Here is a 14,207-nt window from a genome sequence, read left to right on the forward strand (position 1 = left end):
CGGTCAAGAGCCCACTTGATGTGGTGTCCCTGACCACCATGCGGCCACCGGGCCGCAGCCCGGCCGTCGGGGAGCCAGCGCCAGAGGGGGCGCATCATGGCTGGTCACGAACTCAGCGCACCCACCAGCAACCTGCGGATTGTGCGCCCGCGCCGGTCACCTCCCGGCGGACCACACCACCTTCGTCCGACACGCGCGCACTCCGGCCGGCAAGACAACCGCCAAGGCTCTCAAGCCATCGGTGAGCTCATCGCCTCTCACGTCCGGTCGCTGAATGGACCAGTTCGTCGTCTTCGCGCGAACGGCGCTACCCAGGGACACAGGGACCTCTTGTGATGTCCCAGAACGTGCAGTGATCTGCATGCTCCCACCGGATCGTGTTTCCAGACATCCCGGGAGGCCTCACGCCCGCTCGGTTGAGCTAACCGAGGCTTCCGGGGCCCTCGTCGCACTGCGCTTCGGTCTTCGGCTCGGGCGGGTAGAAGGTGGTGACGTTGACCTCACCGGAAGGGGTCACGGTGAGTCTTGCCCGCTCGGCAGCGAGCGGCTCAGCCTCGGGCGTGATGGTGAGGAAGTAGTCGGAGAACCAGGTGCACTCTCCGGACGTGCTGGCGAGGGCGCGCTCCGGCGGCGTGCCGGGGAACACGAAGAACGGCTCGGTGAGCTGGCAGTGCTGGGTCTCTACCGAAGACCCGTCCGGCTTCTCGACCCGCTGGACGAAGTCGCACTCGGCGAACATGAGCTCGACTCCGTCGGGGTTGTCGGGTGTGGGGTCGTCGAAGGCGACCGGGACGACCGTCGTGAACGGACCCACCCGGTCCACGGTGGCCTTCGCGGACGCCACGGTCGATGCGGAGGTCATCAGGAGCGCGGAGCCTGCGATCAGCATGGTCGCGCGTCGAATTGTCTTGGTCATGATCGTGCCTCTCTCATCGTGTTCGCTGGGGCCCCGGCTGAGGCCCGAGCTGTCACTCACACGGCTCAGCATCGAGTCAGGGCGCAAGAGCGGCGCAAGGATCGCGAGTAAACTGGCAAGCGCCCGGTGCTCGGGTGACCGGGCGGTGGCATCCGGCGAAGGGACTGACGTGGACGTCCACCTGAGCCTGGCAGGGGCGCTGACGCTGGTGCACGATGGCACTCGGATCGACGAGGTGGACTTCGGCGGGCCGCAGGCTCGGCTGGTGACCGGGATGTTGCTGGTCGACCGGGAGCGTCTGTGGTCGGCGGAAGAGCTCGCGGACCAGCTATGGCCCGCGGGACCGCCACAGCAATGGAGACCGGCGGTGCGGGCCCTCGTGAGTCGCGTCCGCGCCCTGCTCCACCAGATCGGTGTGCCTGGTGACGCCATCGTCAGCCGAGCCGGCCGCTACCACGTCGATCTGCCCGACCTTGCAGTCGACCTCGAGATCGCCCGTCGGCGTGTCGAGCGAGCCGCGCAGGCGTTGGCTGAGGGGCGGTACGACGTGGCCGACCAGCTGGCCGGGCGGGCTCGGGCCGTGCTGTCCCAGCCCGTCCTCGCCGGCGTGGAGGCGCCGTGGGCCGAGGAGCTGCGTCAGGCGACGCGTCCCCATCTGGTCGACTCCCAGCTCCTGCTCGGGCAGGCACGGCGGTGCCAGGGCCGGTGGTCGGCAGCCCGTCTGGCCCTCACCGAGGCTCTCCGGCGGAGCCCGTTCCGGGAGGAGGTGTGGCGCGAGCTGATGATGGTCGAGGCAGCGGCGGGCAACGCCGCAACGGCTCTGGGGCTCTACGAGGAGTGCCGACGTCAGTTGGCCCAGGAGCTCGGCGCCGACCCCTCACCCGAGACGCAAGACCTGCACACGTCGATCCTGCGGGGTCTGCCGGTCGGTGCCTCACCTCCATCTGCTCCGGGCCGGGCGGCGTCGCACGGACCGACCACGACGCGGGTATGGGCGCCGTACGTCGGTCTACGGCCGTTCGAGCAGGTCGAGGCAGACCGCTTCTTCGGCCGGGACGCCCTCGTGCAGCAGCTCGTGGAGAAGCTCGGCGAGCACCGTGCGGTGGCGGTGGTGGGTCCCTCGGGCAGTGGCAAGTCCTCGCTCGTGCGCGCGGGGCTGCTGCCCGCACTCGCGGCAGGTGCGATCCCGAACGCCGACACGTGGCCGGTCATGGTGCTCGTCCCGGGTCGTGACCCGTTGGACTCGTTGGCCGGAGCCTTGACAGAGGCCGGCATCGACGCTCGCGGGACGACGCCCGGTCCGGGGCGGCAACGTCGACGCTTGGCCGACGCGCTGGCCGCTGACCCGAGTCGTCTGCATCTGGAGGCAGAGCGGCTCCTGGCATCGCGATCCGCCGACCCCACGGCCCGGGTGCTCTTGGTGCTCGACCAGGCGGAGGAGCTGTTCACGGTCGCCGATGCGCCCCGGGCGGACTGCCTGCTCGCGGCGCTGAGGTCGGCGATTCGTCGTCGTACGCCGTGGCTCAGGGTGGTTGCCACCCTGCGCGCCGACTTCTACGCCCACGCAGCGAGGAACCCCGACATGGCGGCGCTGCTGAGTCGCTCACAGCTCGTGGTGCCGCCGATGTCCGGAGCTGAGCTGGAGGCGGCCGTCGTCGGTCCCGCGGCGCTGGCCGGCGCTACTCTCGAGCGCGGCGTCGTCGGCCGGATCGTGGATGACGCCACTGGCGAGCCGGGTCGGCTTCCCCTGCTGCAACACACGCTCTGGGAGCTGTGGAGCCATCGTGACGGCTCGGTTCTGACTGTCGCGGGTTACGAGCAGATCGGTGGCCTTGCGGGAGCGCTGGCCAAGCATGCCGAACGCACCTGGCTGTCGGTCAGCGACCCGGCGGCGGCCCGAGGTGTGCTGCTGCGCGGAGTGGCACCCGGCGGTCGCGACCGTGAGGACACCCGGCGTCCGATCCACCGTCACGACCTCGTCAGCGCTATCGGACCCGCGAGCTTGGACGCCGTGCTCGAGCACCTGGTGTCCCATCGGCTGCTCCAGGCTCGGACCAGCGGTGAGCAGGTCGTCTACGAGCTTGCCCACGAGGCCCTCATCACGGAGTGGCCGCGTCTGAACGGCTGGGTGTCCCAGAAGCGACAGCATCTCGCGACAGCCAGGGCCATCGAGACAGCGGCGCAACGCTGGCTGGACTCCGGCCAAGACCACGGCTGGCTGCTGACGGGTCAGGCGCTGGCCGAGGCGCGGACGATGCGTGCTGCCGTCGACGCCGGCGATCTCGACCTCGCGCTCTCCCAGGCCGAGGCCGAGCTCGTGGCGGCCTCCGAGGCAGAGGCTGCGGTGGAGGCCGCCGCACGGCGTGTCGAGCGGGGGCTGGCCGCGTCCCGGCTGCATCTCGTCGAGGACCCCGAGCTCGCCCTGCTGCTCGGTCTCGGCATGCTGCGCGACGTCGTGGACCTGGCGCCAGAACGCACCGCAGACCTGGCTGCGCTGCTTCGTGGTGGCATCCACCGACAGCGTCTGGTGCGCCGGATGGAGGGGCGCGGTGCGCTGCTGGCCGTCAGCGCAGATGGGACGCTGATGGCGCTGGCAGACCCCCCGGGTGCCACGGCCAGGCCTGACGGCCCGGTCGAGATCCGGATCCACCGCATGGCGGACGAGGAGTGCCTGGCCCGCCTCCCGGGTCACGTGGGCGACCTCCTGCCACGAGCCGCCTTCAGCCCCGACGGGGCCCGGCTGGTCAGTGGAGACGGCCACGGAAGGATCCGCATTTGGTGTGCCACCACCGGGCGTCTCGAGGCGGAGTGGCCGGGACCGGACGGGCCAGTGGGCGGCGTGGACGTCGCCGCAGGCACGGGCTACATCGCCACCTGGGCCGCGATCGGTCACGACCGGCAGCTGGTCGTCTTCGACCCCGAAGGTCGCCACCTGCACGAGATGGCAGCGGACGGTCGTGCGGCGTTCGAGGAGGACCTTCCCCGCCCAGGTCGCCTGGTCGCGTTCAACCCTGCAGGGGATCGCCTCCTGGCGGCGGTCGGCGACGTGGCGCGGCGTCTCGACCTGATCGACGTGGCGACGTGGGAGAGGGTGGTCTCGACCAACCGTCCCACGAGCAGCGGCTCGACCCTGAACCTCTACCGGGAAGTGACGTCCCTGGAGTGGCATCCCGATGGCAGCCACGTCGCGGTGTCGCTCGGCCCCACTACCCAGATCCTCGATGGCGAGACGCTCCAGGTGCTGCGTTCAGCCCACTCCGACACCCGCGCGTCGGTTGCCTGGTCACCCGAGGGAGGGCGCGTCATCACGGCGGGACGATCGGTGTCGTTCCTCGACCGTCGCGACCCCGACCCCGAGCTGGACACGCCGGCGCCGCCGGTGAGGATCCGCCCCACCCACCCGTCGCCGGACCGGCTGCGGGTGCGCAGGGTCCCCGGCACGGATCTCGTCGTGCTGGGAGCCGAGGGCAGCGGCGACCTGGACCTGCACGATGTCTCTGTCGCCGGGCCAGCCGAGGTTGCCAACCTGGCACCTATGCTCGGGCAAGGCGTCGCCTGGTCGCCGGACGGCTGCCACCTCGCCTTCGGTCGGGGCGGCGGCGAACTGGCCATCGTCGACAGTTCGACCTGGGCCGAGGTGACGCGTTACACGGCCCACACCCACGACCACGCCTGGCCCCGACTGGACGGGCCCATCGCCTGGTCGCCGGACGGCTCGTTCCTGGCCAGCACCGCCAACGACGGCACGCTGGCGATGCGCGACCTCGCCCGTGGGACGACGACGACGGTGGCGGTCGGCGGTGCAAGCAACTGGCCGGGCACCGTCGGCATCACCCCCGACAGCCGGCACATCGCCGCTGTCGCCACCGGCCGAGCGGTCGTCGCGCGTCGTGACGGCACGGTCGTGGCCAGCCTCGACGTGCCGACGGGAGGCCTCGGCATCCCTCGGCTGAGCGCCGATGGCACCCAGCTGGCCATCCCCAACCGGGGTCGACAAGGTCGCGCCGTCTCGGCGACCTGGACGACCCACCTCTGGAGGTGGGGATCGGACGAGCCTCCGCGGACGCTGGGCCCACCCGGCTCGAGGTTCGGCGAGTGCCTCAGCTTCCACCCCGACGGGCAGACGGTGGCCTTCGCGTCGGATGACCCCATCGTGTGGATCGTCGATGCGCACACGGGCGCCGTGCTGCGTGAGCTCGCAGGTCACGCCTTGCCGATCCAAGACGTGATGCACCACCCGAGTGGGCGCATGCTCGCGTCGAGCTCGTGGGACCGGACGGTCCGGGTGTGGGACCTCGCCACGGGCTCGGAGGTCGCGATGATCGCGTCCCTGACCGGACCTCCAAGCATCCTGGCTTTCCACCCCACCCGACCCTGGCTGGCGGTCGCCGACTGGACGGGCGTGGTGAGGGTGTGGACCCTGGACTTCGACGAGCTCGTGGCGATCGCACGGAGCCGGGTCACGAGAGGTCTGAGCGACGAGGAGCTCACGCTGTCACGCGGGTCTTGACGTGGCCACACGGGCAGGCGGCGGGCAGCGATCCTCTCGGATATTGCTCGTGCTGGGGCTTTGCGGCAGACGTTCACGAAGAGATCCAACGGCCCTCCCCGAGTCTCTCCAGCCTGACCGGGGCCGTCGTCCGTCCTGGAGCGGCTGCTTAGCCTCCGAACCCTCGGGCCGCACACAGTCATTCGCTCAAGGACGCTGTGGCGCGGCCATCAACCTGTGGTGGCCTCGCCGTGCTACAGCGGCGTCCTCCCCACGAGGAGCAGCCGTCCACGACTCTGCTGGACTACTCAGCCCAGCTCATCCAGGAGCGCGGGAAGGACTTCGTGCATGTCGCCGATGACGGCATACCGCGCCTTGGTCACCATCGGCGCCTCTTCGTCGGTGTTGACCGCGATGATGGTCCGCGAGGACGAGCATCCGGCCCAGTGCTGGATCGCGCCGCTGATGCCGCACGCCAGGTAGAGATCCGGGCTGATGCGGCTGCCGGTCTGGCCCACCTGCTCGTGGTGCGGACGCCAGCCGAGGCTGGTCACCACCCGCGAGACACCGACCGAGCCGCCGAGGCGCTCGGCGAGCGCCTCGGCAGCGGCGAACCGGTCGGCGCCACCGACCCCACGTCCGACCCCCACGACCACCGAGGCGCCGGCCAAAGCCGAGGTGTCGCCGCCCTCACGCGCCTCGCTGCGCCGCACCTGGGCGACCAGGTCGGCCGGAGTCAGCTCGACCGCGACCTGCTCCACCGTGGGCTGCGTCGGCTCTGCCGACGGGGCGGGTGCCACCGCGTGTCCCGCCACCGACGCCACCGCGAGCTGACCGCCGAGCCCGATCCGCTCCAGCACCGCGCCGCCGACGACCTGCCGCTCGACCTCGAGCGGGTCCAGCTGCACGATGTGCACCACGTTCGCCGCCATCGGCACGTCGTGGATGGCAGCCACGTGCGCCAGCACCTCGTTGCCGCACGGGGTGCCACCGCCGAGCAGGTATGCCGCACCGCTCACCTGGAGGCCGGCGTCGACGACGCGGGCCCAGGCAAGCGCCGCGTACCGCTCCAGCTGCGCATCCGTGGAGACGAACAGGGTGCGCACCCCCTGCTCGCGACACTGCGCCAGCACCCTCTCACCGGGCTGGCCGACCTGCCCGACGAGCACCGCGTGGACCCCCTCCCCGGGTAGTCCACGCGCGAAGGTCAACGTCTCCTCAGCCACCACGGACAGGCCCGCCTCGCCCTGGCCGGGGTCCTCCATCTCCACGAGCACCAGCACGCTCATCGCACGACTCCCAGCTCGCGCAGCACCTGGGCAAGCCGCACGGCGGCGCCAGTACCGTGACCCAGCACCTCCACCTGGCTCTCCGGCGGTGGAAGCACCCGCAACCCGAGCCGGCCGTTGCCCCGCGGTTCGACACCCGGTGCGAGGACCTCGATCGGCGTCTTCCTGGCCCGCATCCGTCCGGTGATCGCAGGGTAGCGCGGCTGCACGCCGCCCTCCAGCACGGTGGCGACTGCGGGCAACGGCAGCTCGTAGACCACGGTCCCCGTCGCCGTCCCGGCCCGGACCTCGGCCCGGCCCTCGGCCACGGTGATCGTCTGCGCCCCGGCCACCACCGGCCGCGCGAGCAGGTGCGCCAGCCGGATACCGACCTGGTGATCTCCGGTGTCAGCAGCGTCGTTGCCCAGCAGCACCAGGTCGTAGCTGGTGCCACCGGCCTCCTTCTCGCGCACGGCGGAGGCGATCGCGGCGGCGACGTCGCCCGGCCCGAAGCCATCTGCCTGCGCATCGATCCGGACGGCCGCATGGGCACCTACTGCGACCGCGGCCCGCAGCTGCTCCACGCAGTCCTCTTGCCCCAGGCTGAGCACGGTGACCTCACCACCGGACTCACCGGCGATCTCCACCGCGATGGCGACGGCACACTCCTCGTGCTCGCTCATGGTGTAGCCGGCGTAGCGCCCGTCCACTGCGTCCCCGGCCTCGTTCAGCACCACTTCGCCGCTGGCGTCGGGCACCCTCTTCACACACACCAGCACGTCGGTCATCTCAGGCGCCCCCCGTCCCGGGACCCAGCTCGGCATACCGCCCCTTCACCCGCAGGTTGTCCGGGTCGAGCAGCGGGGTGGCGTCGGCGCGGGCCACGGTGACGGGGAAGAGCTGCTCCATGTAGGAGACCGCCAGCTCGGTGCCGGGCACCGCCTGCGCGGGCGGTAGGAATGCCATCAGCACGTGCGTGCCCAGACTCGGTGCCGAGGCGGCCGAGGTGACGTATGGATGGTGTCCGTGCCCGTCGGTCAGGAGCTGGCCCTCACGGGTCAGGATGGGTTCGCCACCGAGCATGTAGCGCCTCGAGCCGTCGGCGCAGGTGTGGTCGTCGACGGTCAGGGCGCACAGGACCGCCCTGGGGGCCACGCCTTGTTGCTCGAGGACCGCCTGTCTGCCGATGAAGTCGGCGTCCTTGATCCTGGGCCTGCTCATCCCCGTCTCGAAGAGGCTGCGCTCTGCGTCCAGCTCTGCGCCGTAGGCGCGGTACCCCTTCTCGATCCGACCGGTGGCGGTGTAGACGCCGATCCCGACAGGCCCGACGCCGTGCTCGCGCCCGGCCTCGATCAGCCGGTCCCACAGCGCCGCTCCGGTCTCCATCGGCACGTAGAGCTCCCACCCGAACTCCCCCACGTAGGAGATCCTGGAGGCCAGCACCGACAGCTCCCCGACCTCGATGAGCCTCCACGTCGCGAACGCGAAGCTCTCCGGGGAGATGTCGTCGTCGGTCAGCGCGCCGAGCACGTCGCCCGCCCGCGGTCCCCAGAGACCGACCGTGCTGATGGCGGAGGTGAGGTCGACGAGCCGGGCCCCATCGGGCAGGTGGTCGGCGAACCACTTCTTGTCGACCATGCCGTGCGCTCCGCCGGTGACGACGCGGAAGTGGTCGTGCGCGAGGCGCATGACGGTCAGGTCGGAGCGGAAGCCACCAGCCTCGTCCAGCACCGGGGTGTAGATGACCCGGCCCACCCGGACATCCGCCTGTGCCACGACGATGCGCTGGATCGCGGCCAGGGCCTGCGGGCCGACGACGTCGAAGATCGCGAAGGCGGTCAGGTCCACGATCCCGCCGCGGGCCCGCATCGCCAGGTGCTCCGCGTTGATGATCGGGCTCCACCAGCGGGCATCCCACTCGTTCTCCCGGTGCATCACTGCCTCACCGAACTCCTCCAGGAGGCCGGCGTTGGTCTCGTACCACTGTGGGCGCTCCCAGCCCACGGCCTCGTGGAAGACGGCACCGAGCTCACGCTGCGCGGCGTGCATCGGGGAGAGCCGCAGCGGGCGCGAGCTCTGCCACTGCTCTGCGGGGTGCACGATGCCGTAGGTCTTGTTGAAGCCTTCGCTGGTGCGGGCGCGGATGTGGGCGCGCGTCCGCTGGTGCGGATAGAAGCGGGCGATGTCGCTGGCTCCCAGGTCGATCTCGGAGCGACCGTGGGTCATCCACTCGGCCATGGCCCGCCCGACGCCGGGACCTTCCTTGATCCATACCGCTGCGCAGCTCCACAGCCCACCGACCTCGGGAGTCTCCCCCAGCACCGGTGCGCCGTCGGGGGTGAGCGAGAGCAGGCCGTTGATGGCGTACCGGATCTCGGCGCGCTCGTCGCCGAGCAGCTCGGGCATGATCTCCAGGGCCTGTTCCAGCTGTGGGTCGAAGTCGTCCTCCGTGAACGGCATCTCGGTCGGCGAGAGCTTGGCCTGCGCGATCGAGGGGATCTCCTCGGGCTCGTGCAGGATCGGCCGGTGCGCATAGGAGCCGACCTCCATGTCCGAGCCGTGCTGGCGTTCGTAGCAGAACGTGTCCATGTCGCGGATGATCGGGAAGCTGATCTCACCCTCCGTCCCGGCCAGCGGGGCGCAGGGTCCCACCGAGATCATCTGGTGCACCGCCGGGGTCAGCGGGATGTGCGCGCCCGCCATCCGCGCAAGCCGAGGGCTCCAGACGCCGCAGGCGATGACCACCACGGGGGCCTCGATCGAGCCTTTGTCGGTCTGCACGGCACGGACTCGGCCCTCGGTCACGGTCATCCCCGTCACCTCGACGTTCGGCACGGTGGTCAGGGCACCGGACTCCTGGGCCCGCTCCCGCATGATGGTGCCGGCGCGCAGCGAGTCGACCACGCCGACGGACGGCGTGTAGAAGCCCCCGACCACGACGTCGGGGTCGACGAAAGGCACCATCTCGACGATCTCCTCCGGGGTGACCAACCGCGACTCGACCCCCCAGGCCGTGGCCGACGACATCCGACGCCGCAGCTCCTCCATCCGCTCCTGCGTCCGCGCGACCTCGATGCCGCCGGACTCGGTGAAGACGCCCATCTCGCGGTACTGCCGAACCGAGTCCAACGTCAGGTCTGTGATCTCGCGACTGTGGTCGACGGGGAAGACGAAGTTTGAGGCATGACCGGTGGAGCCGCCGGGGTTCGGCAGCGGACCCTTGTCTATCTGCACGATGTCGTGCCACCCCAGCAGGGCCAGATGGTGGACCAACGCGTTCCCGACGATGCCGGCCCCGATGACCAGCACGTCACAGCGGTCCGGGAGGGTTGATCTGCTCATCGCGACGAACCCTTCCAACTGCGTATTGCGCAACTCTGCGCGTATAACGCAACTATCGTGCGCCCGGGTCGAACTCCTGTCAAGGGCCCTTCTCGGGGACTCTCCCGTGCCAGGCCTCCCCTTCCGGCCGGCCTTGATGTGTGACTGCTGTTGCGTATAGCGCAAACCGTTGCACTATTCGCATCGCATGAGGTAGCGTGCGTAGGCACGCTGAGTCACAGCGCACTGCTCTGGTCGGTCCATGCAGGTCCGGCCCTGCACCGCAAGGAGGGGACGATGACACCGTTCCTGAGCACCGCGACCTACGCGGACAAGGCCGCTGAGCAGGCCGCCCCGCAGGCAGCCTCACCTCATACCAGCCACCACAACCACCCGACGGTGAACCAGGGCCGGACCCTGCCGGTGAACCTTCGGCAGACCGGCTCGACCCCCGTGGAGCTGCTGATCTCGACCCGCATCCGCAAGTCGCCCTACTGGCACCTGTCGGTCGCCGCCGGCGCCTGGCGCGCCGAGGTGTACAACCGCGTCTACCACCCGCGTGGCTATCTCTCCATGGAGGAGGGCGGCCCGCTCAACGAGCACCAGTCTGTGGTGAACGACGTCACCATGTGGAATGTCGCGGTGGAGCGCCAGATCCAGGTCACGGGCCCGGAGGCCGAGGACTTCGTCAACTACGTCATCACCCGGCAGGCCAAGAAGATCTCACCGATGCACGCGCGCTACGTCATCCTCTGCAACGAGGCCGGCGGCATCCTCAACGACCCGGTGCTGCTGCGCCTGTCGCAGGACGAGTTCTGGTTCAGCGTGTCCGACTCCGACCTCATGCTGTGGCTGCAGGGGGTGAACGTCGGCAAGGGGTATGACGTGCGCATCCAGGAGATCGACGTCTGCCCGGTCCAGATCCAGGGCCCGAGGTCCGAGGCCCTGATGCATGACCTGATCGGCCCGGTGGTCGCCGACATCCCGAACTACGGTCTCGCCGCGGCCTCGGTCGCGGGGCTGCCGGTGATCGTCTCCCAGACCGGGTTCACCGGTGAGAAGGGTTACGAGATCTACCTCTACGACGCCACCCTTCACGCCGAGGAGATGTGGCACGCAGTGCTGGAGGCCGGCAAGGCGCACAACCTGCGGGTGATCGCCCCCGCCCACCCCCGACGCGTCCAGGCAGGCATTCTCTCCTGGGGCCAGGACATGGACGCCGAGACCTCGCCGCTGCAGACCAACCTCGCCTACCAGGTGCCGCGGATGAAGGAGGAGGACTACGTCGGCAAGGAGGCACTGGAGGCCCAGCGGGCACAGCTGGAGGCGGGTTTCCCGCCCTTCACCCAGATGCTGGTCGGGATGAGGCTCGGCGGGAAGCCGATCACCGACTACGCGCCGGACTTCTGGTTGGTGAGCACGGCCGAGCATGACGACCCTGTCGGCTACCTGACCTCGCCCTGGTACTCGCCGGAGCTCGGGACCAACATCGCCCTGGGCTACGTGCCGGTCGAGCAGAGCCAGGTCGGCACCCAGCTGCGGGCATGGCTGCCGGACGAGTATGCCGAGACCCCCGGCGAGCCGGTCGGCGCCGTGGTGGTGCAGGTGCCGTTCCGCCCGTCGGTCAACCCCAACACCCGCGAGGTGCTGGCGGACGAGGGCAAGCAGTTTCTCTGAGCCGCACCTACACGCGGCAGGGCCCGGTCGCCCCGCCTGGCCTCAACCGTGCCACCCGAGCCGGGTGGACAGGCCGGTCGCGGCGCGTCGCAGCGGGGCGAGCAGCTCCCCCTCCCGCTCGACACCCATCCGGAAGGACGGACCGGACAGGCTGATCGAGGCCACCAGCTCCCCGTGGACGTTGTAGACCGGAGCAGCCATCGCGGTGAGGCCGATGTCCAGCTCGTCCCGCACTACGGCATAACCCTGCTTCCTGACCACCGCGACGAGCCGCTCCAGCTCCGCCGGCTGCGTCACCGTGTGCTCGGTGAAGGCGGTGAGCTCGCCCCAGGCCTCTCTGCGCTCGGCGGGGGAGAGCCCACCGAGCAGCACGCGGCCGTTCGAGGTGGCGTGTAGCGGGATGTGCTGCCCGACCCAGTTGTACGAGGTGATCGTCGAGGGGCCGAGTGCCTGGTCCACGTAGAGAGCCGTGTGTCCGGCCATCACCGCGACGTTGACGGTCTCGCCGGTCTCCTCCGCCAGTGCCCGGCATACCGGCCGCCCCTCCTGGACGAGGTCGAGCCGGGCAGTCGTCGCCCCGGCCAGGCGAAGGATGCCTGGACCCAGCCGCACCGGACCGCGAGCCTCCGGCTGCTCCACCAGGTCATGGGCAGAGAGGGCGGCGACCGTCCGGCTGACGGTGCTCTTGTGGACCCCGAGCTCGTCGGCGATCTCGCCCAGACCTGCCTCGCCGGTGCGTGCCAGGATCTCGAGGATGGTCAGGGCCCGCTCAACGGACTGCACCGGGGACCGGTCGCCCCCGTCGCTCTCCTCGTCCGCCATACGGCCCACCCTAGGGACCGGAGGGACGGGCGCCACGCTCGGGGTGGATGCCCGACAGCATGTCCAGCTGCTCTCGGCGCCAGGACTCGGTCCGGCCGACCTGGTTGAAGGTATAGATGTGCAGTCCGCAGATCCCGAGGCGCTCGTCTGCCGCCAGCTGGGCGACCTTGTGCACGAAGGTGGTGCTGGAGAAGCCCGGCAGGACGATCCGGGTGAACACGTTCTTCTGCTTGCGCAGGAACCGTATCGAGTCACCGGCCCCGATCGTCGTGGCCATCCGCAGCAGCTTGCCGGGGTCGACCGGCCCGGGGACGCCCACGTGCACGGGCAGGGCGACGCCGCGGTCGCGGACCGACTCCAGCCACCTCCCCACCATTGCGTGGTCGAAGGTCATGTTCGACACGATGGAGGTGGCGTGCTCGCGCTTGGCCCACATGGACTCCACCAGGACGTGGTCGTCGATGCCAGGGTGGGACTCCGGGTAGCCGGTGATGCCGACGTGCTCGAACGGCCTGCCCAGGTCGTCCAGGGCCAGCAACAGCTCCAGTGCGCCCTCGAAGGTCTCGACGGTGCCGGTCGCGTCCCCCCCGGGCACGAAGACCTCGGTCACGCCGGCTTCCTGCAACCGTGACACCAGGCGGGGCAGCCCGGCCCGGGGCACCATCCGTGCTGCCAGGTGCGGCACCACGTGGTAGCGCTGCGCCAGCCGCTCGGTGACCTCGAGCGTGGCGTCCAGTCCCTTGGTCGGTGACGCCGTGACCGTGATGGTGCGACCTGGCGCCACATGCTCGTGCACCCGGTCGACGATGCCCCCAGACGGCAGCACCTCCAGCCGGGCGTCGAGCAGCAACGACCTCAGGGCGGAGGGCGGACGCTTGTTGCTCATCACGCAACCTCTTTCTCAAGACGCATCCAACCTACGAGAGTCCGGAGCTCAGGACAAGCACGCGAGCGCGGGTCATCTCCGCCCCTGGTGCCCCAGGGCACCGTTGCCAACTCGGTGGCCGTCCGTGCCGACGGGCTCGCGGTGGTGGCCCTGGAGGCCCCGCAGAAGACCGACGACGGCTGGCTGCCCGTGGTCGACATGCGGCCGCAGGAGCCGGTGCCCCTCGGCGCGTACCGCGTCGGGTCCTGCCCGACATGGTCGCCCTGACTCCCCGAGGCGACGCGGTGGCCATCGCCGACGTCCGTGCCTCCGAGGGAGACGCCCTACCAGGCGGGCATGACCGTGGAGGAGCTGTAGGCGGACGAGAACCTCGGTCGCCTCAAGGTCACCCTGGCCCAGGCCCTCGACGAGCAGGACAGCTGCTACGCCGAGCTGTTCACCTACGGGACGCGCGGCTTCTCTCTCGTCGACGGTGACGGCACCCTCGTCTTCGACTCGGGCTCGCAGTTCGAGGAGATCCTCGCCGCGGCGGTCCCGGACTTCTTCAACTCCAACCACTCGGAGACGAGCTTCGAGGGCCGCTCCGACGACAAGGGTCCCGAGCCCGAGGGTGTCGTGCTCGGCGAGATCGACGCCCCGGACCTATGCGTTCATCGGCCTGGAGCGCATCGGCGGCGTCATGGTCGACGACGTGACCCAGCCCGCGGCGGCGTTCTTCGTCACCTACGTGAACAACCGGGACTTCTCGGTGTCCGTCGAGGACACCGAGGACATCGACGCAGCACTGGCCGCTGCGGGTGACCTCGGCGCCGAGGGCCTGGCTTAGCA

Annotated in this window: 10 protein-coding genes and 1 pseudogene; 5 read left to right on the forward strand and 6 right to left on the reverse strand. The window is 70.3% G+C overall.

Annotated elements, in window-relative coordinates; genetic code table 11:
* Window positions 1–421: 421 nt before the first annotated feature.
* Window positions 422–916 carry a hypothetical protein gene (locus tag LVO85_RS11185; protein ID WP_232747564.1) on the reverse strand — a complete coding sequence of 165 codons (495 nt, stop codon included), beginning with the start codon at window positions 914–916 and terminating at the stop codon, window positions 422–424.
* A 169-nt stretch (window positions 917–1,085) separates the two neighbouring features.
* Here LVO85_RS11185 and LVO85_RS11190 point away from each other — a divergent pair, with 169 nt between their 5' ends.
* Window positions 1,086–5,426 (forward strand): nSTAND1 domain-containing NTPase, encoded by a 4,341-nt coding sequence (locus LVO85_RS11190; RefSeq protein WP_232747565.1) that lies wholly within the window; start codon window positions 1,086–1,088, stop codon window positions 5,424–5,426.
* A 287-nt stretch (window positions 5,427–5,713) separates the two neighbouring features.
* On the opposite strand, the gene LVO85_RS11195 is transcribed toward LVO85_RS11190, so the two are convergent.
* From LVO85_RS11195 to LVO85_RS11205, 3 genes are read right to left on the reverse strand one after another with little or no spacing between them, the layout of a single operon-like run.
* Window positions 5,714–6,694: an electron transfer flavoprotein subunit alpha/FixB family protein gene (locus tag LVO85_RS11195; RefSeq protein ID WP_232747566.1), complete on the reverse strand. Its 981-nt coding sequence runs from the start codon at window positions 6,692–6,694 to the stop codon at window positions 5,714–5,716.
* Window positions 6,691–7,461 carry an electron transfer flavoprotein subunit beta/FixA family protein gene (locus tag LVO85_RS11200; RefSeq protein WP_232747567.1) on the reverse strand — a complete coding sequence of 257 codons (771 nt, stop codon included), beginning with the start codon at window positions 7,459–7,461 and terminating at the stop codon, window positions 6,691–6,693. Before LVO85_RS11200 ends, LVO85_RS11195 begins: the two co-directional genes overlap by 4 nt.
* A gap of 1 nt (window position 7,462) precedes the next feature.
* Window positions 7,463–10,015 (reverse strand): GcvT family protein, encoded by a 2,553-nt coding sequence (locus LVO85_RS11205; RefSeq protein ID WP_232747568.1) that lies wholly within the window; start codon window positions 10,013–10,015, stop codon window positions 7,463–7,465.
* A 276-nt stretch (window positions 10,016–10,291) separates the two neighbouring features.
* Here LVO85_RS11205 and LVO85_RS11210 point away from each other — a divergent pair, with 276 nt between their 5' ends.
* Window positions 10,292–11,671, forward strand: a complete 1,380-nt coding sequence (locus LVO85_RS11210; protein WP_232747569.1) for an aminomethyltransferase family protein — start codon at window positions 10,292–10,294, stop codon at window positions 11,669–11,671.
* A 42-nt stretch (window positions 11,672–11,713) separates the two neighbouring features.
* Here LVO85_RS11210 and LVO85_RS11215 read toward each other — a convergent pair whose 3' ends face one another.
* Together LVO85_RS11215 and LVO85_RS11220 are read right to left on the reverse strand one after the other, a co-directional pair.
* Window positions 11,714–12,493: an IclR family transcriptional regulator gene (locus LVO85_RS11215; RefSeq protein ID WP_232747570.1), complete on the reverse strand. Its 780-nt coding sequence runs from the start codon at window positions 12,491–12,493 to the stop codon at window positions 11,714–11,716.
* A 10-nt stretch (window positions 12,494–12,503) separates the two neighbouring features.
* Window positions 12,504–13,379, reverse strand: coding sequence for a methylenetetrahydrofolate reductase (locus LVO85_RS11220; RefSeq protein WP_232747571.1), 876 nt, complete (start codon window positions 13,377–13,379; stop codon window positions 12,504–12,506).
* 114 nt (window positions 13,380–13,493) lie between these two features.
* Between LVO85_RS11220 and LVO85_RS11225 the strand changes: the two genes are divergently transcribed.
* The 3 genes and pseudogenes from LVO85_RS11225 (at window position 13,494) to LVO85_RS16840 (ending at window position 14,205) form a co-directional block, all read left to right on the forward strand.
* The gene (locus tag LVO85_RS11225; RefSeq protein WP_232747572.1) at window positions 13,494–13,646 is read left to right on the forward strand and encodes a hypothetical protein; all 153 of its coding nucleotides are present in this window, start codon (window positions 13,494–13,496) and stop codon (window positions 13,644–13,646) included.
* A 123-nt stretch (window positions 13,647–13,769) separates the two neighbouring features.
* Window positions 13,770–13,955: pseudogene (locus tag LVO85_RS17210) on the forward strand (choice-of-anchor I family protein); the annotation flags it as partial.
* 115 nt (window positions 13,956–14,070) lie between these two features.
* A complete protein-coding gene (locus tag LVO85_RS16840) occupies window positions 14,071–14,205 on the forward strand; it encodes a hypothetical protein (RefSeq protein WP_269813338.1) in 135 nt (44 codons plus the stop codon).
* Window positions 14,206–14,207: the final 2 nt, after the last annotated feature.

Origin of the sequence: Ornithinimicrobium sediminis (genome assembly GCF_021272345.1) — a bacterium.
Taxonomy (GTDB): domain Bacteria; phylum Actinomycetota; class Actinomycetes; order Actinomycetales; family Dermatophilaceae; genus Ornithinicoccus; species Ornithinicoccus sediminis_B.

Bases quoted from the DNA above. Each gene is read 5' to 3' on its own strand.
- LVO85_RS11185 (WP_232747564.1), bottom strand. From the start codon at position 916: ATGACCAAGACAATTCGACGCGCGACCATGCTGATCGCAGGCTCCGCG.
- LVO85_RS11195 (WP_232747566.1), bottom strand. From the start codon at position 6,694: ATGAGCGTGCTGGTGCTCGTGGAGATGGAGGACCCCGGCCAGGGCGAG.
- LVO85_RS11200 (WP_232747567.1), bottom strand. From the start codon at position 7,461: ATGACCGACGTGCTGGTGTGTGTGAAGAGGGTGCCCGACGCCAGCGGC.
- LVO85_RS11205 (WP_232747568.1), bottom strand. From the start codon at position 10,015: ATGAGCAGATCAACCCTCCCGGACCGCTGTGACGTGCTGGTCATCGGG.
- LVO85_RS11210 (WP_232747569.1), top strand. From the start codon at position 10,292: ATGACACCGTTCCTGAGCACCGCGACCTACGCGGACAAGGCCGCTGAG.
- LVO85_RS11215 (WP_232747570.1), bottom strand. From the start codon at position 12,493: ATGGCGGACGAGGAGAGCGACGGGGGCGACCGGTCCCCGGTGCAGTCC.
- LVO85_RS11220 (WP_232747571.1), bottom strand. From the start codon at position 13,379: ATGAGCAACAAGCGTCCGCCCTCCGCCCTGAGGTCGTTGCTGCTCGAC.